Source organism: Streptococcus sp. k-163, assembly GCF_013277555.1.
Classification (GTDB): domain Bacteria; phylum Bacillota; class Bacilli; order Lactobacillales; family Streptococcaceae; genus Streptococcus.
In genome coordinates this window covers 1-21,147 of record NZ_VMND01000001.1, presented here as the reverse complement: position 1 = coordinate 21,147, position 21,147 = coordinate 1, and the positions used below count along the sequence as shown (strand labels likewise).

19 protein-coding genes and 2 tRNA genes are annotated in these 21,147 nt (G+C 40.2%); 20 read left to right on the top strand and 1 reads right to left on the bottom strand.

From position 1 onward, the window contains the following. Positions 1 to 1,764 carry a glycerophosphodiester phosphodiesterase gene (locus HT731_RS00105; protein ID WP_061759827.1) on the top strand — a complete coding sequence of 588 codons (1,764 nt, stop codon included), beginning with the start codon at positions 1 to 3 and terminating at the stop codon, positions 1,762 to 1,764. Between the two features lie 420 nt (positions 1,765 to 2,184). On the opposite strand, the gene HT731_RS00100 is transcribed toward HT731_RS00105, so the two are convergent. Further along, on the bottom strand, positions 2,185 to 2,616 hold the full coding sequence (locus HT731_RS00100; protein ID WP_061759828.1) for a DUF6556 family protein: 432 nt from the start codon (positions 2,614 to 2,616) through the stop codon (positions 2,185 to 2,187). Between the two features lie 138 nt (positions 2,617 to 2,754). Here HT731_RS00100 and HT731_RS00095 point away from each other — a divergent pair, with 138 nt between their 5' ends. The 19 genes from HT731_RS00095 (at position 2,755) to sufB (ending at position 20,963) form a co-directional block, all read left to right on the top strand. Then, positions 2,755 to 3,897, top strand: coding sequence for a cysteine desulfurase family protein (locus HT731_RS00095; RefSeq protein WP_061759829.1), 1,143 nt, complete (start codon positions 2,755 to 2,757; stop codon positions 3,895 to 3,897). 8 nt (positions 3,898 to 3,905) lie between these two features. Next, entirely contained in the window at positions 3,906 to 5,120 is a 1,215-nt protein-coding gene (gene thiI / locus HT731_RS00090; protein WP_173277113.1) for a tRNA uracil 4-sulfurtransferase ThiI, read from the top strand. Between the two features lie 136 nt (positions 5,121 to 5,256). Beyond that, positions 5,257 to 6,081 (top strand): alpha/beta hydrolase, encoded by an 825-nt coding sequence (locus tag HT731_RS00085; RefSeq protein WP_173277111.1) that lies wholly within the window; start codon positions 5,257 to 5,259, stop codon positions 6,079 to 6,081. Positions 6,082 to 6,101: 20 nt separating this feature from the next. Then, positions 6,102 to 6,842, top strand: a complete 741-nt coding sequence (locus HT731_RS00080; RefSeq protein ID WP_173277109.1) for an esterase family protein — start codon at positions 6,102 to 6,104, stop codon at positions 6,840 to 6,842. Between the two features lie 12 nt (positions 6,843 to 6,854). Further along, complete coding sequence (locus HT731_RS00075) at positions 6,855 to 8,021, top strand: ATP-grasp domain-containing protein (protein ID WP_173277107.1); 1,167 nt, start codon at positions 6,855 to 6,857, stop codon at positions 8,019 to 8,021. 107 nt (positions 8,022 to 8,128) lie between these two features. After that, positions 8,129 to 9,151, top strand: a complete 1,023-nt coding sequence (locus tag HT731_RS00070) for a branched-chain amino acid aminotransferase (protein ID WP_173277105.1) — start codon at positions 8,129 to 8,131, stop codon at positions 9,149 to 9,151. 22 nt (positions 9,152 to 9,173) lie between these two features. Further along, on the top strand, positions 9,174 to 11,141 hold the full coding sequence (locus tag HT731_RS00065; RefSeq protein WP_077805000.1) for a peptide ABC transporter substrate-binding protein: 1,968 nt from the start codon (positions 9,174 to 9,176) through the stop codon (positions 11,139 to 11,141). A gap of 97 nt (positions 11,142 to 11,238) precedes the next feature. Continuing rightward, the gene (locus tag HT731_RS00060; protein WP_000037113.1) at positions 11,239 to 11,469 is read left to right on the top strand and encodes a DUF2969 domain-containing protein; all 231 of its coding nucleotides are present in this window, start codon (positions 11,239 to 11,241) and stop codon (positions 11,467 to 11,469) included. Positions 11,470 to 11,518: 49 nt separating this feature from the next. Then, positions 11,519 to 11,599, top strand: a tRNA-Tyr gene (locus tag HT731_RS00055). 9 nt (positions 11,600 to 11,608) lie between these two features. Continuing rightward, a tRNA-Gln gene (locus HT731_RS00050) sits at positions 11,609 to 11,680 on the top strand. Between the two features lie 161 nt (positions 11,681 to 11,841). Beyond that, entirely contained in the window at positions 11,842 to 13,044 is a 1,203-nt protein-coding gene (gene rpsA, locus HT731_RS00045) for a 30S ribosomal protein S1 (protein WP_001001635.1), read from the top strand. 85 nt (positions 13,045 to 13,129) lie between these two features. Continuing rightward, positions 13,130 to 13,627, top strand: a complete 498-nt coding sequence (locus HT731_RS00040; protein ID WP_033680459.1) for a GAF domain-containing protein — start codon at positions 13,130 to 13,132, stop codon at positions 13,625 to 13,627. Next, entirely contained in the window at positions 13,627 to 15,282 is a 1,656-nt protein-coding gene (dnaX, locus tag HT731_RS00035) for a DNA polymerase III subunit gamma/tau (RefSeq protein ID WP_061759836.1), read from the top strand. Before HT731_RS00040 ends, dnaX begins: the two co-directional genes overlap by 1 nt. 27 nt (positions 15,283 to 15,309) lie before the next feature. Beyond that, positions 15,310 to 15,504, top strand: a complete 195-nt coding sequence (locus HT731_RS00030) for a DUF3272 domain-containing protein (RefSeq protein ID WP_001081602.1) — start codon at positions 15,310 to 15,312, stop codon at positions 15,502 to 15,504. Positions 15,505 to 15,768: 264 nt separating this feature from the next. Next, on the top strand, positions 15,769 to 16,539 hold the full coding sequence (gene sufC, locus HT731_RS00025; RefSeq protein WP_000114489.1) for a Fe-S cluster assembly ATPase SufC: 771 nt from the start codon (positions 15,769 to 15,771) through the stop codon (positions 16,537 to 16,539). Between the two features lie 27 nt (positions 16,540 to 16,566). Next, positions 16,567 to 17,829, top strand: coding sequence for a Fe-S cluster assembly protein SufD (gene sufD, locus HT731_RS00020; protein ID WP_000159654.1), 1,263 nt, complete (start codon positions 16,567 to 16,569; stop codon positions 17,827 to 17,829). A gap of 10 nt (positions 17,830 to 17,839) precedes the next feature. Next, positions 17,840 to 19,066, top strand: a complete 1,227-nt coding sequence (locus HT731_RS00015) for a cysteine desulfurase (RefSeq protein WP_173277102.1) — start codon at positions 17,840 to 17,842, stop codon at positions 19,064 to 19,066. Continuing rightward, positions 19,053 to 19,493 carry a Fe-S cluster assembly sulfur transfer protein SufU gene (gene sufU, locus HT731_RS00010; protein ID WP_173277100.1) on the top strand — a complete coding sequence of 147 codons (441 nt, stop codon included), beginning with the start codon at positions 19,053 to 19,055 and terminating at the stop codon, positions 19,491 to 19,493. The genes HT731_RS00015 and sufU overlap by 14 nt, the downstream gene beginning before the upstream one ends. 57 nt (positions 19,494 to 19,550) lie before the next feature. Beyond that, positions 19,551 to 20,963 (top strand): Fe-S cluster assembly protein SufB, encoded by a 1,413-nt coding sequence (sufB, locus tag HT731_RS00005; RefSeq protein ID WP_000797048.1) that lies wholly within the window; start codon positions 19,551 to 19,553, stop codon positions 20,961 to 20,963. Positions 20,964 to 21,147: the final 184 nt, after the last annotated feature.

The following is a 21,147-nucleotide window of genomic DNA, read 5'->3' as shown; positions in this document are numbered from 1 at the left end:
ATGAAACCTGAAAAACCTAAAAATCTAGGTTTTAAGCAGATATACTTTAATCTAGATAAAATACTTTTTCTATTTTTCTTGACTTTCATGATGATTGAGTTTGTCTGGTTACCATCAAATTCTTGGATTGCTGGACTTTTGCTCCGTCAGACAGGTTATCTCTTTCTATCCTACAACAATATTTTTGCCATTATAACGGGTTCTCCCTTTGTTAGTCTTGCTTTATTTATTCTGGTAATCGTTAATTTACTGATCGCCTATTACCAGATAGGACTTCTCTTTATTGGTGCTCGGCATTTATTATGTCATGAAAAGAGGACCTTGCTGGAGTACAGTCGCAAGGTCTTTCGACAAAGTTTCTTGTTTATGAAGCAAGTCACGCTTGCCAAGATAACCTTTATCTTCTTTTATGTCATGATGCTCTTTCCAGTGATTCGAAAGATTTTAAAGATTTACTACTTAAATAAAATTGTCATTCCGGACTTTATCGTTGATTATGTGGAAGACAAGTATTGGCTAGTAGGTATAGTGGTTACTATTCTAGCTTTACTTCTATTTTATATTTCAGTGCGTTTCATGTTTGCCCTACCTCAGCTTTTATTTGAGAAGAAGACAGTCAAAGAAGCAGTCAGATACAGTCTAGAGAAGACAAGAAAGCACTCCTGGTTTTATATTTGGAACTTGCTTTGGATTGTCGTCAAAACCTACCTATTTTTCATTCTTTTATTGATTCCAATATTAGCAAGTCAGGCACTGATGGATGGTCTGACACATAAGGAATCTCTTGTTCTGGGAATTATCAATTTTGTCTTGATTAAGAATTTTCATTATATAGCCTTGACTTACTTTCTTATTAAGTTTGTTTCCTTCTTAACGGGAGAAGAACTAGAAATTACACCAAGGAGAAAGAAAGACCACTGGATGAGATGGGGAGTGATGGGCTGTGCTTGTATCTTTTTCGCTCTTGAGGGTTATGTTTATTTAGAAGCTCCAGTAGCCAATAAACCTTTAATCATTTCTCACAGGGGAGTATCTAATAAGAATGGTGTGCAAAATACCGTCCAATCACTAGAAAAAACCGCTCAGTTATCTCCAGATTTCGTTGAGACAGATGTTCAGGAAACAAAAGATGGTCAGTTTGTCATGATGCATGATGCCAATATTAAGAATCTGACAGGAGTTAATGCTAATCCACAGGATTTAACTTTGAAAGAATTAACCAAACTTGATATTTCAGAAAATGGTTATCATAGCAAGGTGTCCAGTTTTGATGACTATCTCAATAAAGCCAATGAATTACATCAAAAACTTCTTATTGAGATTAAAACCAGTCGAAAAGATAGTCCAGATATGATGAAACGGTTTATGGAAAAATATGGAACGGTTCTTAAGCAGAATGGTCACCAAATGCAATCCTTGGATTATCATGTGATTGACCAGGTTTTAGCCTACGATACTCAAATTCCAGTCTTTTTCATCCTACCTTATAATAGTATTTTTCCAAGAACCAAGGCTACAGGTTACACCATGGAGTATTCAACTTTAGATGAAAATTTTGTCAACAAGCTTTGGAATACCGATCAGAAATTGTACGTTTGGACCATCAATAGTTCAGAGTCCTTTGATAAATCAGTTCATTTGGGAGCAGATGGCATGATAACGGATGACTTGGAACTGATTCAAGACCAGGTTACCATTGCCCAAGAAGACCCAGAGTATACTGAATTGCTTTTCAAACAGGCTATGGAATTCTTTAATTTTTAGTAAGCAAAAAGAGGTTGAGCAAAAAACCACCTCTAAAATAGCCAAAAAACGACAAAATAGAAACTAATATCTATGAAGTGGTTGAGATAGACTATTTATGTTAGATGTAAAAGGCTTACTAACTTCTGCATGAAGAAGGATTTCGAATATAAGGTAAATGAAAAATGGCTCTTGACCCCCTTTGGGGCAGATGAGAGAGTATTGTTGGCGCGTGCAAAGTTTATGTTAGAGACAAATAAGTTATCACAACATAGCTAGGTTTCAATTTTATGAGTATGAATCTCATAAAATTGGTCAAGAATCTACCCTCTAAAACATCAATTATACAAAAACACAGTCTCTCTTTGGCTTGATTGTGGTCAAGGCAAAGAGAGACTGTGTAGTTTTATTTTTGAGTTAATTTTTTCTTAAATCAAGTGCTTACTGAGGATTGCTTTTATTTTCTGAAGTTGGAGTATTGGGTTGTTTTTCATTTTCAGTGGTAGGTTTACTTGGAGCAGGAGTAGTAGAGTCCTGAGTTGCTGTTTTCTGCTCTTCTTTTTTCTCTTCCTTGACACTAGATTGTGGTGTTTCTTCTTGCGGTGTTTTTTCTTGAGAAGTGTTATTTTCTTTATTGGGACGAGTGTTTTCCTGAGGGGCTTCCTTTTGAATTTCTTTGACAATTGTTGTCGTCTGGCTTGTCGTAGGTTCTTTTTTAGTATTTTTGTTATTATCCAAGGCGTTCATGATAGTGATACTTGCGGTAATCAAGCCAAGGATACTACCAATAGTAGCAACGGTTTTTTGAAAGACTGTAAAGCCTTTTTTGATGTGTTCTGTTTTTGGTTTTGAAGTTCTACGATAATTAGACATACATTCTCTCCTTTAATTAAAATTTATTATACCGCATTTCTTTAAAAAAATCTTAAAAAAAGAGGAATTGCCTATTCTTGTCGCAGGCTCCGTTTCATGATACAATAGAAAGAGTGATTTTAGAAAGCGTGAGAAAACATGATTTACTTTGATAATTCAGCGACGACCAAGCCCTATCATGAAGCCATTGAAACCTATATGCAGGTGGCTTCAAAAATTTTAGGAAATCCATCTAGTCTCCATCGTTTGGGAGACCAGGCAACACGAATCTTAGATGCTTCCCGCCAACAGATTGCAGATTTAATCGGTAAGAAAAGCGATGAAATCTTTTTTACCTCTGGTGGGACAGAAGGAGATAATTGGGTCATCAAGGGTGTGGCCTTTGAAAAAGCCAAGTTTGGCAAGCACATCATCGTATCAGCCATTGAACATCCAGCAGTCAAAGAGTCAGCCCTCTGGTTGAAAAGTCAAGGATTTGAAGTGGATTTTGCTCCAGTTGATGAGAAAGGATTTGTGGATGTTGAGGCTCTAGGAGCTTTGATACGACCTGATACAATCCTAATTTCTGTCATGGCTGTAAACAATGAAATCGGCTCGATTCAACCTATTCAAGCTATTTCAGAACTCTTGGCAGACAAGCCGACTATTTCCTTCCACGTTGATGCGGTTCAGGCGCTTGCCAAGATTCCAACTGAAAAGTATCTGACAGAACGAGTGGATTTTGCGACTTTCTCTGGTCACAAGTTCCACGGAGTCCGAGGTGTTGGTTTTGTCTATATAAAGTCTGGCAAGAAGATTACGCCTCTTTTAACAGGTGGTGGTCAGGAGCGTGATTATCGTTCGACAACTGAAAATGTAGCAGGGATTGCAGCGACAGCCAAGGCCCTCCGTTTGTCTATGGGAAAGCTGGACATCTTTACTAGTAAGACAGGACAGATGAAGGCAGTGATTCGCCAAGCCCTTCTGGACTATCCAGATATTTTTGTCTTTTCAGATGAGGAAGACTTTGCCCCTCATATCCTGACTTTTGGAATCAAGGGGGTTCGTGGTGAAGTTATCGTTCACGCCTTTGAAGACTATGATATTTTCATCTCAACGACCTCTGCTTGTTCATCCAAGGCAGGGAAACCTGCCGGCACCTTGATTGCCATGGGAGTGGACAAGGATAAGGCCCAGTCAGCTGTGCGTTTAAGCCTTGACCTAGAAAATGATATGAGTCAGGTCGAGCAGTTTTTGACCAAGCTAAAATTAATTTATAATCAAACTAGAAAAGTAAGATAGGAGCATTTATGCAGTATTCAGAAATTATGATTCGCTATGGAGAATTGTCAACCAAACACAAAAATCGTATGCGTTTCATCAATAAACTTCGTAATAATATTTCAGACGTTTTGTCTATCTATCCCCAAGTTAAGGTAACCGCAGATCGCGACCGTGCCCACGCTTACCTGAATGGAGCTGATTATACCGCAGTAGCAGAATCGCTCAAACAAGTATTTGGAATTCAAAACTTTTCTCCCGTTTATAAAGTCGAAAAGTCTGTGGAAGTTCTTAAGTCTGCTGTCCAAGAGATTATGAAAGAAACCTATAAGGAAGGGATGACCTTTAAAATCACTGGTAAGCGTAGCGACCACACCTTTGAACTTGATAGTCGTGAACTCAATCAAACTCTTGGTAGTGCTGTTTTCAAGGCTATTCCAAACGTGAAAGCTCAGATGAAAAATCCAGATATTAATCTTCAGGTTGAGATTCGTGAGGAAGCAGCTTATATTTCCTATGAAACCTTTCGTGGAGCAGGAGGATTACCTGTGGGAAGTTCTGGTAAAGGCATGCTCATGTTGTCAGGAGGAATTGATTCACCTGTGGCGGGTTATCTAGCTCTTAAACGAGGGGTAGATATTGAGGCAGTTCACTTTGCTAGCCCACCTTACACGAGTCCTGGTGCCCTTAAAAAAGCTCAAGATTTGACTCGTAAATTGACCAAGTTTGGCGGAAATATCCAGTTTATCGAAGTGCCTTTTACAGAGATTCAAGAAGAAATTAAGGCTAAAGCGCCAGAAGCCTATCTTATGACCTTGACACGCCGTTTTATGATGCGGATTACCGATCGTATTCGTGAGGAACGAAATGGTTTGGTTATCATCAATGGGGAAAGTCTTGGTCAAGTAGCTAGTCAGACCTTGGAAAGCATGCAGACTATCAACGCTGTGACCAGCACTCCAGTCATTCGTCCTGTGGTCACTATGGACAAGTTGGAAATCATTGATATTGCCCAAGCAATCGATACCTTTGATATTTCTATCCAGCCTTTTGAAGACTGCTGTACGATTTTTGCACCTGACCGTCCTAAGACAAATCCTAAGATTAAAAATGCAGAGCAGTATGAAAAGCGGATGGATGTTAAGGGCTTAGTTGAGCGAGCAGTGGCAGGGATTATGATTACTGAGATTACACCTCAAACTGAAAAAGATGAAGTCGATGACTTGATTGACAATCTCCTCTAATCAGAAAATCCAAAAGAATTTAGAAAAATAAATGAAAAAGTTAGTTTTTAATCCAAAAATGGAAGCAAAGCTAACTTTTTTTTCTATAATTGTGATATAATAAGATAAAATTTTGAATATAGAGAGTTTTCTGACAATGAATCAATCCTACTTTTATCTAAAAATGAAAGAACACAAACTCAAGGTTCCTTATACAGGCAAGGAGCGCCGTGTACGTGTTCTTCTTCCTAAAGATTATGAAAAAGACACGGATCGTTCCTATCCTGTGGTTTACTTTCATGACGGGCAAAATGTTTTTTATAGCAAGGAGTCCTTCATTGGTCATTCATGGAAGATTATCCCAGCAATTAAGCGTAATCCTGATATAAGTCGTATGATTGTCGTAGCCATTGATAATGATGGTATGGGGCGGATGAATGAGTATGCGGCTTGGAAGTTCCAAGAATCTCCTATCCCAGGACAGCAATTTGGTGGTAAGGGTGTGGAATATGCCGAGTTTGTCATGGAGGTGGTCAAACCTTTTATCGATGAGACCTACCGTACCAAAGCTGATCGCCAGCATACGGCTATGATTGGCTCGTCACTAGGAGGCAATATTACCCAGTTTATCGGACTAGAATACCAAGACCAAATTGGTTGTCTAGGTGTCTTTTCATCTGCTAACTGGCTTCACCAAGATGCCTTTAACCGTTATATCAAGCGCCAGAAACTGTCGCCTGACCAGCGTATCTTCATCTATGTAGGAACAGAAGAAGCAGATGATACAGATAAGACCTTGATGGCTGGTAATATCAAACAAGCCTATATAGACTCGTCGCTACACTATTACCGTGATTTGATAGCAGGGGGAGTTTATTTGGATAATCTAGTCTTGAAAGTTCAGTCTGGTGCCATCCATAGTGAGATTCCTTGGTCGGAAAATTTACCAGATTGTCTCCGTTTTTTTGCAGAGAAATGGTAAGTTAGGAAAGGAGAAAGCCAATGCATATTGAAAACCTTAGCCACTGGAGTGGCCATCTCAACCGTGAAATGTATCTCAACCGTTATGGACATGCTGGGATTCCAGTTGTGGTTTTTGCTTCATCTGGTGGCAGTCACAATGAATACTATGATTTTGGTATGATTGATGCCTGTGCTTCCTTTATAGGGGAAGGTCGTGTCCAGTTCTTCACCCTATCCAGTGTTGACAGTGAGAGCTGGTTGGCTACTTGGAAAAATGGTCACGACCAAGCAGAGATGCACCGTGCCTATGAACGATATGTGATTGAGGAGGCCATTCCTTTTATCAAGCATAAGACAGGTTGGTTTGATGGCATGATGACGACAGGTTGCTCAATGGGCGCCTACCATGCTGTCAACTTTTTCCTCCAACATCCAGATGTCTTTACAAAGGTGATTGCCCTCAGTGGAGTTTACGATGCACGTTTTTTTGTCGGCGATTACTACAATGATGATGCTATTTATCAAAACTCGCCAGTAGATTATATCTGGAATCAGAACGACGGCTGGTTTATTGACCGTTACCGTCAGGCAGAGATTGTGCTGTGTACGGGGCTTGGAGCCTGGGAACAAGACGGTCTACCATCTTTCTACAAGCTTAAAGAAGCCTTTGACCAGAAACAAATCCCAGCCTGGTTTGCTGAATGGGGACACGATGTCGCCCACGACTGGGAATGGTGGCGCAAACAAATGCCTTATTACCTCGGCAATCTCTATTTATAAAAGGAGTTACCTATGAATTACCTTGTTATTTCTCCCTACTATCCGCAAAACTTTCAACAGTTTACCATTGAGCTAGCCAATAAAGGCATTACAGTCTTGGGAATTGGTCAGGAACCTTACGAGCAATTGGATGAACTTTTACGCAATAGCCTGACCGAGTATTTCCGTGTAGATAACCTTGAGAACATAGATGAAGTCAAACGTGCAGCTGCTTTTCTCTTTTATAAACATGGCCCAATTGATCGCATCGAGTCTCATAATGAATACTGGCTTGAGCTGGATGCAACACTCAGAGAACAATTCAATGTCTTTGGTGCCAAACCAGAGGATCTCAAAAAGACGAAATTTAAGTCTGAAATGAAGAAACTTTTCAAAAAAGCAGGTGTCCCTGTGGTACCTGGAGCAGTTATCAAGACGGAAGCAGATGTTGATCAAGCTGTGAAAGAAATCGGCCTTCCAATGATTGCCAAACCTGATAATGGAGTGGGGGCAACGGCCACCTTCAAGCTTGAGACAGAAGACGATATCAATCACTTCAAGCAAGAATGGGACCATTCGACCGTTTATTTCTTTGAGAAATTTGTCACTTCCAGTGAAATTTGTACCTTTGATGGTCTTGTGGACAAGGATGGAAAAATCGTCTTTTCAACGACCTTTGACTACGCCTATACACCACTTGATCTCATGATTTATAAGATGGACAATTCCTATTACGTTCTCAAGGATATGGATCCTAAACTGCGCAAATATGGTGAAGCGATTGTTAAGGAATTTGGTATGAAAGAACGGTTCTTCCATATCGAGTTTTTCCGCGAAGGGGATGATTACATCGCCATTGAGTACAATAACCGTCCTGCAGGTGGTTTCACTATTGATGTTTATAACTTTGCTCATTCCTTGGACCTCTATCGTGGATATGCTGCTATTGTAGCAGGAGAAGAGTTCCCAGCATCAGACTTTGAAGCTCAATATTGTTTAGCTACATCCCGTCGTGCAAATGCTCATTATATCTATTCTGAGGAGGATTTGCTTGACAAATATGGCCAGCAGTTCAAGGTTAAAAAAATCATGCCAGCTGCCTTCGCGGAACTTCAAGGAGATTACCTGTATATGTTGACAACTCCGAGTCGACAAGAAATGGAGCAGATGATTGCAGATTTCGGGCAACGTCAAGAATAAGAACTCTCGTTATTGAAGAAATTTTCTGAAAATTACAAAATATACTTGCTATTTTAGAAAAATAGTGTAGAATATAAGAAATAGATTTTTAGAATAAGGAGTGGAATATGACAGTAACAATTGATTGGGAAAAACTTGGTTTTTCCTATATGAAATTACCTTATCGCTATATTGCTCATTTTAAAAATGGACAATGGGATCAAGGAGAGCTTACAGAGGATGCAACCTTGCATATTTCAGAGTCTTCTCCAAGTCTTCACTATGGACAACAAGCATTTGAAGGTTTGAAAGCTTATCGTACTAAGCATGGCAGTGTTCAACTGTTCCGTCCTGATGAAAATGCTAAACGCTTGCAACGTACCTGTGACCGTCTCTTGATGCCACAAGTTCCAACAGAAATGTTTGTAGAAGCTTGTAAAGCAGTTGTCCGCGCAAATGAAGAATACGTACCACCATACGGAACAGGTGGGACCCTATATCTTCGCCCTCTTTTGATTGGTGTCGGAGATATTATTGGGGTTAAACCAGCAGAGGAATACATTTTCACCATCTTTGCTATGCCAGTTGGAAATTACTTTAAGGGTGGTTTGGTTCCAACCAACTTCTTGATTCAGGATGAATACGACCGTGCCGCTCCAAATGGTACAGGTGCGGCTAAGGTTGGTGGGAACTATGCTGCAAGTCTCTTGCCAGGGAAATTGGCGAAATCACGTCATTTCTCAGATGTTATTTACCTAGACCCATCAACTCATACAAAGATTGAAGAAGTCGGTTCAGCTAACTTCTTTGGAATTACAGCTGACAATGAGTTTGTAACACCATTGAGTCCATCTATCTTGCCATCTATTACTAAGTATTCTTTGCTTTATTTGGCAGAACACCGCTTGGGCTTGACTCCTATTGAGGGAGATGTCCCAATTGATAACCTTGACCGTTTTGTAGAGGCAGGTGCCTGTGGTACAGCAGCAGTTATTTCACCAATTGGTGGAATTCAGCACGGTGATGATTTCCATGTATTCTATAGTGAAACAGAAGTGGGTCCTGTGACTCGTAAACTCTATGATGAATTGACAGGAATTCAGTTTGGTGATATTGAAGCGCCAGAAGGTTGGATTGTAAAAGTAGATTAAAATAAACTAAAGGAGATTTTTTATGAAATCGAAAAAGTGGCTCTTAACAGCAGGAGTAGTCCTGAGCACAACAGCTCTTTTAGTAGCTTGTGGAAAAGCTGATAAAGAAGCAGATGCACCGACAACGTTCTCATATGTCTATGCAGTAGATCCTGCATCTTTGGACTATAGTATAGCGACCCGTACTTCTACAACAGATGTCATCGGGAACGTGGTTGATGGTTTGATGGAAAACGACCAATACGGAAATGTTATTCCTTCCCTGGCTGAAGATTGGTCTGTCTCAAAAGATGGTTTGACTTATACCTATAAACTACGTAAAGGGGTTAAATGGTACACTTCAGAAGGTGAAGAATACGCAGAAGTAACAGCCCATGACTTTGTAACAGGATTGAAACACGTAGCTGACGGTAAGTCAGACGGTGTCTCTCTCATCCAAAATTCAATTAAGGGCTTGGATGCCTACATGACTGGTGAGACGAATGATTTCTCTACAGTTGGTGTCAAAGCCTTGGACGATTACACAGTTGAATATACTCTAAACAAACCAGAAAGCTTCTGGAACTCTAAAGTTACAACAGCGACGATGTTGCCAGTAAATGAAGAGTTTTTGAAGGCATCAGGTAAAGATTATGGAGCAGTTACTCCAGCAGGGATTCTCTACAATGGTCCTTATATCTTGAAGACCTTGACGTCTAAATCGTTGATCGAATACGAGAAAAATCCAAACTACTGGGATAAAGAAAAGGTAAAAATCGAGAAGATCAAATTGACTTACTACGATGGTTCAGATCAGGAATCCTTGATTCGTAGCTTCTCTTCTGGTGCTTATACGACAGCCCGTCTCTTCCCAAGTAGCTCAAACTTTGCTTCAACTTTGGAACAATACGGAGATAAAATTACTTATAGCCCACAGGATTCAAGTAGCTATTACTTCACCTTTAACGTAAATCGTCAGTCATACAATAAAACTGCGAAAACAAGTGAAGAGCAAAAGACTTCTACTAAAGAAGCTATGCTGAATAAGGACTTCCGTCAGGCTATCAACTTTGCCTTCAACCGCCATTCTTATGCTGCTCAGCTAAATGGTGAAGACGGTGCGGACAAGATTATTCGTAACAGTCTCGTTCCAGATAACTTTGTGCAAGCAGGTGGTAAGAACTTTGGCCAAATAGCTCAAGCAGAGTTGGTAAACTATGGCGACCAATGGAAAGGTGTTGAGCTAGTCGATGGTAAGGATTCTATCTACAACCCCGACAAGGCTAAAGCAGCCTTTGAAAAAGCTAAGAAAGACTTGGAATCTAAAGGGGTAAGCTTCCCAATTCACTTGGATGTCCCGGTTGAACAAACAGATACTATCGCCGTTCAACAAAGCAACTCTTTCAAACAGTCTATTGAATCAACTCTTGGTGCTGAAAATGTTGTCATCGATGTACTTCAAATGACAGATAATGAAAAAGAAACGATTACATCACAAGCGCGTGTTCCTTCTCAAAAAGACTATGATTTGAATAGTACAGGATGGGCTCCAAGTTATCAAGACCCAGCATCTTATTTGAATATCATGGATCCTAAATCAGGTTCTGCTATGAAACACCTTGGTATTACTAAAGGAAAAGATAAGGATGTTGTAGCGAAACTTGGTTTGGACCAATATAAGAAATTATTGGATGATGCCGATTCAGAAACTACGAATCTTGAAGAGCGCTATGAAAAATATGCCAAGGCTCAAGCTTGGTTGACAGATAGTTCATTATTGATGCCAACAGCTTCATCTGGTGGTTCTCCAGTTGTAAGTAATGTAGTGCCATTCTCAAAACCATACTCACAAGTTGGTATTAAGGGTGACCCATATATCTTTAAAGGAATGAAATTGCAAAAAGATATCGTTACGACAAAAGAATATGAAGAAGCACTGAAAAAATGGCAAAAAGAAAAATTGGAATCAAATGGTAAGTACCAAAAAGAACTAGAAAAACATATTAAATAAAGCAGAAAACTCTATATCAGACAAGCCTGATGTAGAGTTTTTTCTTGCTAGTTTTAGGATTTTCTTGTAAAATAGAAAAAGTGAAGAGAGGTATGAAATGAGCAAGAAAGATAAAAAAATTGAAATTCAAGTAGCAGATGCCAAAGTTAATGTTGGTAAAGACAGTTTTGAAGGTTATACATTGACTATCGGTAAAAAAGTTATCGGAGAAATTGCCGAATTAGACGGACAATTTGCCATCATAAAGAATGGGAATGTCGATAGTTTTTATAAAAAATTGGAAAAAGCTGTGGAGATTTTGATTGAAAATTATAATTTAGCAAAATAAGTCTTGTTTTTTTGAAATTTTCATGATATAATAGTCCATGTTGATTGTAGGAGAGATAGCGAAGAGGCTAAACGCGGCGGACTGTAAATCCGCTCCTTCGGGTTCGGGGGTTCGAATCCCTCTCTCTCCATTTCATCAATGGGGTATAGCCAAGCGGTAAGGCAAGGGACTTTGACTCCCTCATGCGTTGGTTCGAATCCAGCTACCCCAGTTCTTAGGTAATGATCAAGATAAAAAGCAAAATATCTTAGGGTATTTTATTTTTATAATTGAAAGACGTGAACGATATAAACATGTCCTTGCGGGTGCTTAGGAAAAAAATTATAAGTATGTCAAGTTTAAGAAAAGCTTGATTGTTGGAGGATTTTTTAGATGAACGAATTTGAAGATTTGCTAAATAGCGTTAGCCAAGTTGAGACTGGTGATGTTGTTAGTGCTGAAGTATTGACAGTTGATGCGACTCAAGCTAACGTTGCAATCTCTGGAACTGGTGTTGAAGGTGTCTTGACTCTTCGCGAATTGACAAACGATCGCGATGCAGATATCAATGACTTTGTTAAAGTAGGAGAAGTATTGGATGTTCTTGTACTTCGTCAAGTAGTTGGTAAAGATACTGATACAGTTACATACCTTGTATCTAAAAAACGCCTTGAAGCTCGCAAAGCATGGGACAAACTTGTTGGTCGCGAAGAAGAAGTTGTTACTGTTAAGGGAACTCGTGCCGTTAAAGGTGGACTTTCAGTAGAATTTGAAGGTGTTCGTGGATTCATCCCAGCTTCAATGCTGGATACTCGTTTCGTACGTAACACTGAGCGTTTTGTAGGTCAAGAATTTGATGCTAAAATCAAAGAAGTTGACGCTAAAGAAAACCGCTTCATCCTTTCACGTCGTGAAGTTGTTGAAGCAACTACAGCAGCAGCTCGTGCTGAAGTATTCGGTAAATTGGCTGTTGGTGATGTAGTAACTGGTAAAGTTGCACGTATCACAAGCTTCGGTGCTTTCATCGACCTTGGTGGTGTTGACGGATTGGTTCACTTGACTGAATTGTCACATGAACGTAACGTTTCACCAAAATCAGTTGTAACTGTTGGTGAAGAAATTGAAGTGAAAATCCTTGATCTTAACGAAGAAGAAGGACGCGTATCACTTTCACTTAAAGCAACAACACCTGGACCATGGGATGGCGTTGAGCAAAAATTGGCTAAAGGTGATGTAGTTGAAGGAACAGTTAAACGTTTGACTGACTTTGGTGCATTTGTTGAAGTATTGCCAGGTATCGATGGACTTGTTCACGTATCACAAATTTCACACAAACGTATTGAAAATCCAAAAGAAGCTCTTAAAGTTGGTCAAGAAGTTCAAGTTAAAGTTCTTGAAGTTAACGCAGATGCAGAGCGCGTATCACTTTCTATCAAAGCTCTTGAAGAGCGTCCAGCTCAAGAAGAAGGACAAAAAGAAGAAAAACGTGCTGCTCGTCCACGTCGTCCAAAACGTCAAGAAAAACGTGATTTCGAACTTCCAGAAACACAAACAGGATTCTCAATGGCTGACTTGTTCGGTGATATCGAACTTTAATCAAATTGAAAATTTACAAAATCCTTTGTTTCCTAAACAAGGGATTTTTCTTTTGTCTGTAAGCCTTTTTTGATATAATAGTTCTATGTTAGAATCAGAAAAACAATCACGTTATCAAATGTTAAATGAAGAGCTCTCTTTTTTATTGGATGGTGAAACCAATGTTTTGGCTAATCTTTCCAACGCCAGTGCTCTTCTAAAATCACGCTTTCCTAATACCGTATTCTCAGGCTTTTATCTGTTCGATGGAGAGGAATTGATTTTAGGTCCCTTCCAAGGCGGTGTTTCCTGCATCCGTATTGCACTAGGCAAGGGTGTTTGTGGGGAGGCAGCTCACTTTCAGGAAACTGTTCTGGTTGGAGATGTGACGACTTATCCCAACTATATTTCTTGTGATAGTCGGGCTAAAAGTGAAATTGTGGTGCCCATGATAAAGAATGGTCAACTACTTGGAGTTCTGGATCTGGATTCTTCAGAGATTGATGATTATGATGATCTGGATCGAGATTATTTGGAACAATTTGTCGCTATTTTGCTTGAAAAGACAGAATGGGACTTTACAATGTTTGGGGAGAAAGCCTAATGTATCAAGCACTTTATCGAAAATATAGAAGTCAAAATTTCTCCCAGTTGGTTGGTCAAGAAGTTGTGGCTAAGACTCTTAAACAAGCAGTGGAGCAAGAGAAAATAAGTCATGCCTATCTTTTTTCAGGTCCTCGTGGAACAGGAAAAACCAGTGTAGCTAAGATTTTTGCCAAAGCTATGAACTGTCCAAATCAAGTTGGTGGTGAACCTTGTAATAACTGTTATATTTGTCAGGCAGTGACGGACGGTAGTTTAGAAGATGTCATTGAAATGGATGCGGCCTCTAATAATGGGGTAGATGAAATTCGTGAAATTCGTGATAAATCTACCTACGCCCCTAGCCTTGCTCGCTATAAGGTTTATATCATAGATGAGGTTCACATGCTGTCTACAGGGGCTTTCAATGCCCTCCTAAAGACTCTGGAAGAGCCAACACAGAATGTGGTCTTTATTTTGGCCACTACTGAATTGCACAAGATTCCTGCCACTATTCTATCTCGTGTACAACGTTTTGAATTTAAATCAATTAAGACACAGGATATTAAGGAACATATCCACTATATCTTAGAAAAAGAAAATATCAGTTCTGAACCAGAGGCTGTGGAAATCATTGCCAGACGGGCTGAAGGTGGGATGCGGGATGCCTTGTCAATTTTGGATCAAGCCCTGAGTTTGACACAAGGAAATGAATTGACGACTGCCATCTCTGAAGAAATTACTGGCACCATTAGCCTATCAGCCTTGGATGATTATGTGGCCGCCTTGTCTCAACAGGATGTTCCCAAGGCTTTGTCTTGCTTGAATCTTCTTTTTGAGAATGGTAAGAGCATGACTCGTTTTGTGACCGACCTTTTACACTATTTAAGAGACTTGTTAATTGTTCAAACAGGTGGTGAAAACACTCATCATAGTGCAGTCTTTGTTGAGAATTTGGCACTTCCTCAGGAAAATCTGTTTGAAATGATTCGCTTAGCGACAGTGAGTTTAGCAGATATTAAGTCTAGTTTGCAGCCCAAGATTTATGCTGAGATGATGACCATCCGTTTGGCGGATATTAAGCCTGAACCAGCTCTTTCTGGGGCGGTTGAACATGAAATTGATTCGCTGAGACAGGAAGTGCTACGTCTCAAACAAGAACTCGCAAATGTGGGAGCTGTACCCAAGCCAACTAGTCCAGCCCCTAGTCGCCCAGCAGCAAGTAAGACAATCTATCGTGTGGATCGCAATAAAGTTCAATCTATCTTACAAGAGGCTGTTGAAAATCCTGATTTAGCACGTCAAAATCTGATTCGTTTACAAAATGCCTGGGGAGAGGTAATTGAAAGTCTTGGAGGGCCTGATAAGGCTCTGTTAGTTGGATCTCAACCGGTTGCGGCCAATGAACATCATGCCATTCTTGCTTTTGAGTCTAACTTCAATGCTGGTCAAACCATGAAACGAGACAATCTTAACACCATGTTTGGCAACATCCTCAGTCAGGCAGCAGGTTTTTCACCTGAGATTTTAGCCATTTCCATGGAGGAATGGAAAGAAGTTCGCGCAGCCTTTTCAGCTAAAGCTAAATCTTCTCAAGTTGAAAAAGAAGCAGAAGAAAGTTTGATACCAGAAGGATTTGAATTTTTAGCTGATAAAGTGAAGGTAGAGGAAGACTAAAGAAAGATTTCATGATACAATAAGTTTATGAATAGACAACAATTTATTATCATCGCGCTGTTTACAGCTGCTGAGACCTATTTTTTTAATGAAGCCTGGATGACTGGTCGCTATATTATGGCAGCCTTTTGGGCTATTTTACTATTTAGAAACTTTAGAGTTAGTTACTTGATGGGCAAGATTGTAGATGTTATTGACCAACATTTAAAAGGAAAAGACTAGTCCTCAGCTTCTAGACAAAATCAAAGCCTTTTAGGCTTTTTTTTGTTATACTATAAAAGTATATTTATTGACCTTTTATACTCTTCGAAAATCTCTTCAAACCACATCAGCTTTATCTGCAACCTCAAAGCGGTGCTTTGAGCAACCTGCGGCTAGCTTTCTAGTTTGCTCTTTGATTTTCAGTGAGTATTAACGTATTTTCTAGGGAAATCAAGTATGTTTCTAGTAAGCACTGTAAAGGTCTTGAAAAAGAAAGGAACTATCATGTCAGTATTAGAGATCAAAGATCTTCACGTTGAGATTGAAGGAAAAGAAATTTTAAAAGGGGTTAACCTGACCCTGAAAACAGGCGAAATCGCCGCTATCATGGGGCCAAATGGTACGGGTAAATCGACTCTTTCTGCCGCTATCATGGGAAATCCAAACTATGAAGTTACCAAAGGTGAAGTCTTGTTTGATGGAGTAAACATTCTTGAATTGGAAGTGGACGAGCGTGCGCGTATGGGACTTTTCCTTGCTATGCAATACCCATCTGAAATTCCTGGAATTACCAATGCTGAGTTTCTTCGTGCAGCCATGAATGCTGGTAAAGAAGATGATGAGAAGATTTCAGTTCGTGAGTTTATTACTAAACTAGACGAGAAGATGGAACTGCTCAACATGAAAGAAGAAATGGCAGAGCGTTACCTCAACGAAGGTTTCTCTGGTGGTGAGAAAAAACGTAATGAAATTCTTCAACTTTTGATGTTGGAACCAACATTTGCCCTTTTGGATGAGATTGACTCTGGTCTTGATATTGACGCTCTTAAAGTCGTATCGAAAGGTGTTAATGCCATGCGTGGTGAAGGTTTTGGTGCTATGATTATCACTCACTACCAACGTCTTTTGAACTACATCACACCTGATGTGGTACACGTGATGATGGAAGGTCGTGTTGTCCTTTCTGGTGGTCCAGAATTGGCTGCGCGTTTGGAACGTGAAGGATACGCAAAACTAGCTGAAGAACTTGGCTACGACTACAAGGAAGAATTGTAATTCCCTCGTATCTTTTAGGAGAAGTAAATGACTAAAGAAAATATTAAACTTTTTTCAGAAATGCACGCTGAACCAAGCTGGTTGGCTGACCTCCGTCAAAAAGCTTTTGATAAGATTGAGAGCCTAGAATTACCAGTTATTGAGCGTGTCAAATTCCACCGTTGGAATCTGGGTGATGGAACGATTACAGAAAGTGAGCCATCAGCAAATGTTCCAGATTTCACTGCACTAGATAACCACTTGAAGTTGGTGCAAGTAGGTACTCAAACTGTTTTTGAACAAATTCCAGTTGAGTTGGCTGAACAAGGTGTCGTCTTTACAGACTTCCACTCAGCTTTAGAAGAAATTCCAGAGCTGATCGAAGAATTCTTCATGTCATCTGTTAAGTATGACGATGATAAATTAGCAGCCTACCATACAGCTTATTTCAATAGTGGTGCTGTTCTCTACATTCCTGATAATGTTGAAATTAAAGAGCCAATCGAAGGAATTTTCTACCAAGATAGTGATAGTGATGTGCCGTTTAACAAGCATATTATGATTATCGCTGGTAAGAACAGTAAAATTAGCTATCTTGAACGTTTGGAATCTCGTGGTGAGGGTAGTGCCAAAGCAACTGCCAATATCACTGTAGAAGTCATTGCTCGTTCAGGTGCGCAAGTGAAGTTTGCGGCTATCGATCGTCTAGGTGAAAACGTCACTGCCTACATTAGCCGTCGTGGTAAATTAGGCAACGATGCGAGTATTGACTGGGCAATCGGTGTCATGAACGAAGGGAATGTCGTTGCTGACTTTGATAGTGACTTGATTGGTAACGGTAGCCATGCGGATCTGAAAGTCGTAGCTCTTTCAAGTGGCCGTCAGGTACAAGGGATTGACACCCGAGTAACTAACTATGGTTGCAACTCAATCGGAAATATCCTACAACATGGGGTTATTCTTGAAAAAGCAACTTTGACCTTCAATGGTATTGGCCACATCATCAAGGGTGCCAAGGGAGCTGATGCGCAACAAGAAAGCCGTGTTCTCATGCTTTCAGACCAAGCGCGTTCAGATGCTAATCCAATACTTTTGATTGACGAAAATGATGTTACTGCAGGTCACGCAGCTTCTATCGGTCAGGTAGATCCAGAAGATATGTACTACCTCATGAGCCGTGGTTTGGACAAGGCAACTGCAGAACGCTTGGTTGTTCGTGGTTTCCTTGGCTCCGTTATCGTTGAGATTCCAGTTAAGGAAGTGCGTGATGAAATGATTGCAACTATTGAAGAAAAATTGTCAAAACGCTAAGGGGAAGCCTATGTTAGATGTAGAAGCGATTCGCAAGGATTTTCCAATTTTAGACCAGATTGTTAATGATGAACCACTGGTCTATTTGGACAATGCTGCGACGACACAAAAACCACTAGCAGTTCTGGAGACGATTAACCGCTACTATGAACAGGATAATGCCAATGTTCACCGTGGCGTTCATACCTTGGCAGAAAGGGCGACAGCTTCTTATGAAGCTGCTCGTGAAACCATTGCTAAGTTTATCAATGCAGGTTCTACAAAGGAAGTTCTCTTTACCAGAGGAACGACAACCAGTCTTAACTGGGTAGCGCGTTATGCAGAGGAAGTCTTGACTGAGGGAGACCAGGTTTTGATTTCTGTCATGGAACACCATTCTAATATCATTCCTTGGCAGGAAGCCTGCCGCAAGACTGGGGCAGAGCTTGTCTATGTCTATCTCAAGGATGGAGCTCTGGATATGGAGGATTTGCGAGCTAAAGTGACTGATAGAGTCAAGTTTGTCTCCCTAGCTCACGCTTCAAATGTTCTGGGTGTTGTCAATCCAATCAAAGAAATCACTCAATTAGCCCACCAAGTTGGAGCCATTATGGTGGTGGATGGTGCTCAGTCTACACCTCATATGAAGATTGATGTCAAGGACTTGGATGTGGACTTCTTTGCTTTTTCAGGTCACAAGATGACAGGTCCGACTGGTATCGGTGTTCTTTACGGCAAAAAAAAGTATCTTGAGCAAATGTCACCAGTTGAATTTGGCGGTGAGATGATTGATTTCGTCTATGAGCAATCTGCTAGTTGGAAGGAATTGCCTTGGAAATTCGAGGCTGGAACTCCTAACATGGCAGGTGCAATCGGACTTGCTGCTGCAGTAGATTATCTTGAAAAGATTGGTATGGATGCAATTGAAGCCCATGAACAGGAATTGATTGCATACGTTTATCCAAAACTGCAGGCTATCGAAGGTTTGACCATTTACGGTTCACAGGACTTGGCTCAACGTTCAGGTGTCATTGCCTTTAACCTAGGAGATCTCCATCCTCACGACCTTGCGACTGCTTTGGATTATGAAGGAGTGGCTGTTCGTGCGGGTCACCACTGCGCCCAACCCTTGCTTCAGTATTTGGATGTTCCAGCAACAGCTCGCGCAAGTTTTTATATCTACAATACCAAGGCAGATTGCGACAAGCTAGTCGATGCTTTACAAAAGACAAAGGAGTTTTTCAATGTCACTTTCTAAACTAGATAGCCTTTATATGGCAGTGGTAGCGGACCATTCGAAAAATCCACATCACCAAGGAAAGTTGGAAGATGCTGAGCAAATCAGTCTCAACAACCCAACCTGTGGAGATGTCATCAATCTCTCTGTCAAGTTTGATGCAGAAGATCGATTGGAGGATATCGCTTTTCTAAACTCAGGCTGTACCATCTCAACAGCCTCTGCTAGTATGATGACAGATGCAGTTTTGGGAAAGACCAAACAAGAAATCTTAGAACTTGCGACTATTTTTTCTGAGATGGTTCAAGGGCAAAAAGATGAACGCCAAGACAAACTAAGCGATGCAGCCTTCTTGTCAGGTGTTGCCAAATTTCCTCAACGAATCAAGTGTGCAACCCTAGCTTGGAATGCCCTGAAGAAAACAATTGAAAATCAAGAAAATAAGTAAGGCAAGTTTCTTTTGCCTTATGAATCAGTAGAAATGAAGAATGAAAGAAAGGATATTATGGCTGAAGAAAGAGTAGAACCAAAACCAATTGACCTTGGTGAGTATAAATTTGGTTTCCATGATGATGTAGAGCCTGTCCTATCGACAGGAAAAGGATTGAATGAAGATGTCATTCGTGAACTATCAGCTGCAAAGGGAGAACCTGAGTGGATGTTAGAATTCCGTTTGAAGTCTTATGAAACCTTCAAAAAAATGCCCATGCAAACTTGGGGAGCAGACTTGTCAGAGATTGATTTTGATGACTTGATTTACTACCAAAAACCATCTGATAAACCAGCTCGTTCATGGGATGACGTTCCTGAAAAAATCAAAGAAACCTTTGAACGTATTGGGATTCCAGAAGCTGAGCGTGCTTATCTAGCTGGTGCCTCTGCTCAGTATGAGTCAGAAGTGGTTTACCACAACATGAAGGAAGAGTTCCAGAAATTGGGGATTATCTTTACAGATACGGATTCTGCCCTCAAGGAATACCCAGACTTGTTTAAACAATACTTTGCTAAGTTGGTACCGCCAACAGATAACAAGTTGGCTGCCCTTAACTCAGCAGTATGGTCTGGTGGAACCTTTATCTATGTACCAAAAGGTGTAAAAGTGGATATTCCACTTCAAACTTACTTCCGTATCAATAACGAAAATACAGGTCAGTTTGAACGTACCTTGATTATCGTTGATGAGGGAGCAAGTGTTCACTATGTTGAAGGATGTACAGCACCGACTTATTCAAGTAACAGCTTGCACGCTGCCATTGTAGAGATCTTTGCTTTGGATGGAGCTTACATGCGTTATACGACTATCCAAAACTGGTCTGATAACGTCTATAACTTGGTAACAAAACGTGCTAAAGCCTTGAAAGATGCGACTGTTGAGTGGATCGATGGAAACTTGGGTGCTAAAACAACCATGAAATACCCATCTGTTTACCTAGATGGAGAAGGTGCGCGTGGTACTATGCTTTCTATTGCCTTTGCTAATGCAGGGCAACACCAGGACACTGGTGCCAAGATGATTCACAATGCTCCACATACAAGCTCGTCTATCGTGTCTAAATCCATCGCTAAAGGTGGAGGAAAGGTTGACTATCGTGGACAAGTAACCTTTAATAAAAACTCTAAGAAATCTGTTTCTCACATCGAGTGTGATACCATTATCATGGATGACTTGTCAGCATCAGATACTATTCCATTTAATGAAATTCACAACTCGCAGGTTGCTTTGGAACACGAAGCTAAAGTATCTAAGATTTCAGAAGAACAGCTCTATTACCTCATGAGTCGTGGGTTGTCAGAATCTGAGGCAACTGAGATGATTGTTATGGGATTTGTAGAACCTTTCACAAAAGAACTTCCAATGGAGTATGCTGTTGAGCTGAACCGCTTGATTAGCTACGAAATGGAAGGATCAGTTGGGTAAAATTTGTTTTTAGATTTATTCAAAATCAATGTCTTTTAAGATGAATTTGTAACAAAGAGAGACTGAGCAAAAAGATTTTAAAAATAGAAAATGCATAATATCAGGTGATCAAAAAACTAGATATTATGCGTTTTATTGTGTGAGCCGATTTATTGTATTTTCAGAATGAACTGCACCCCAAAAG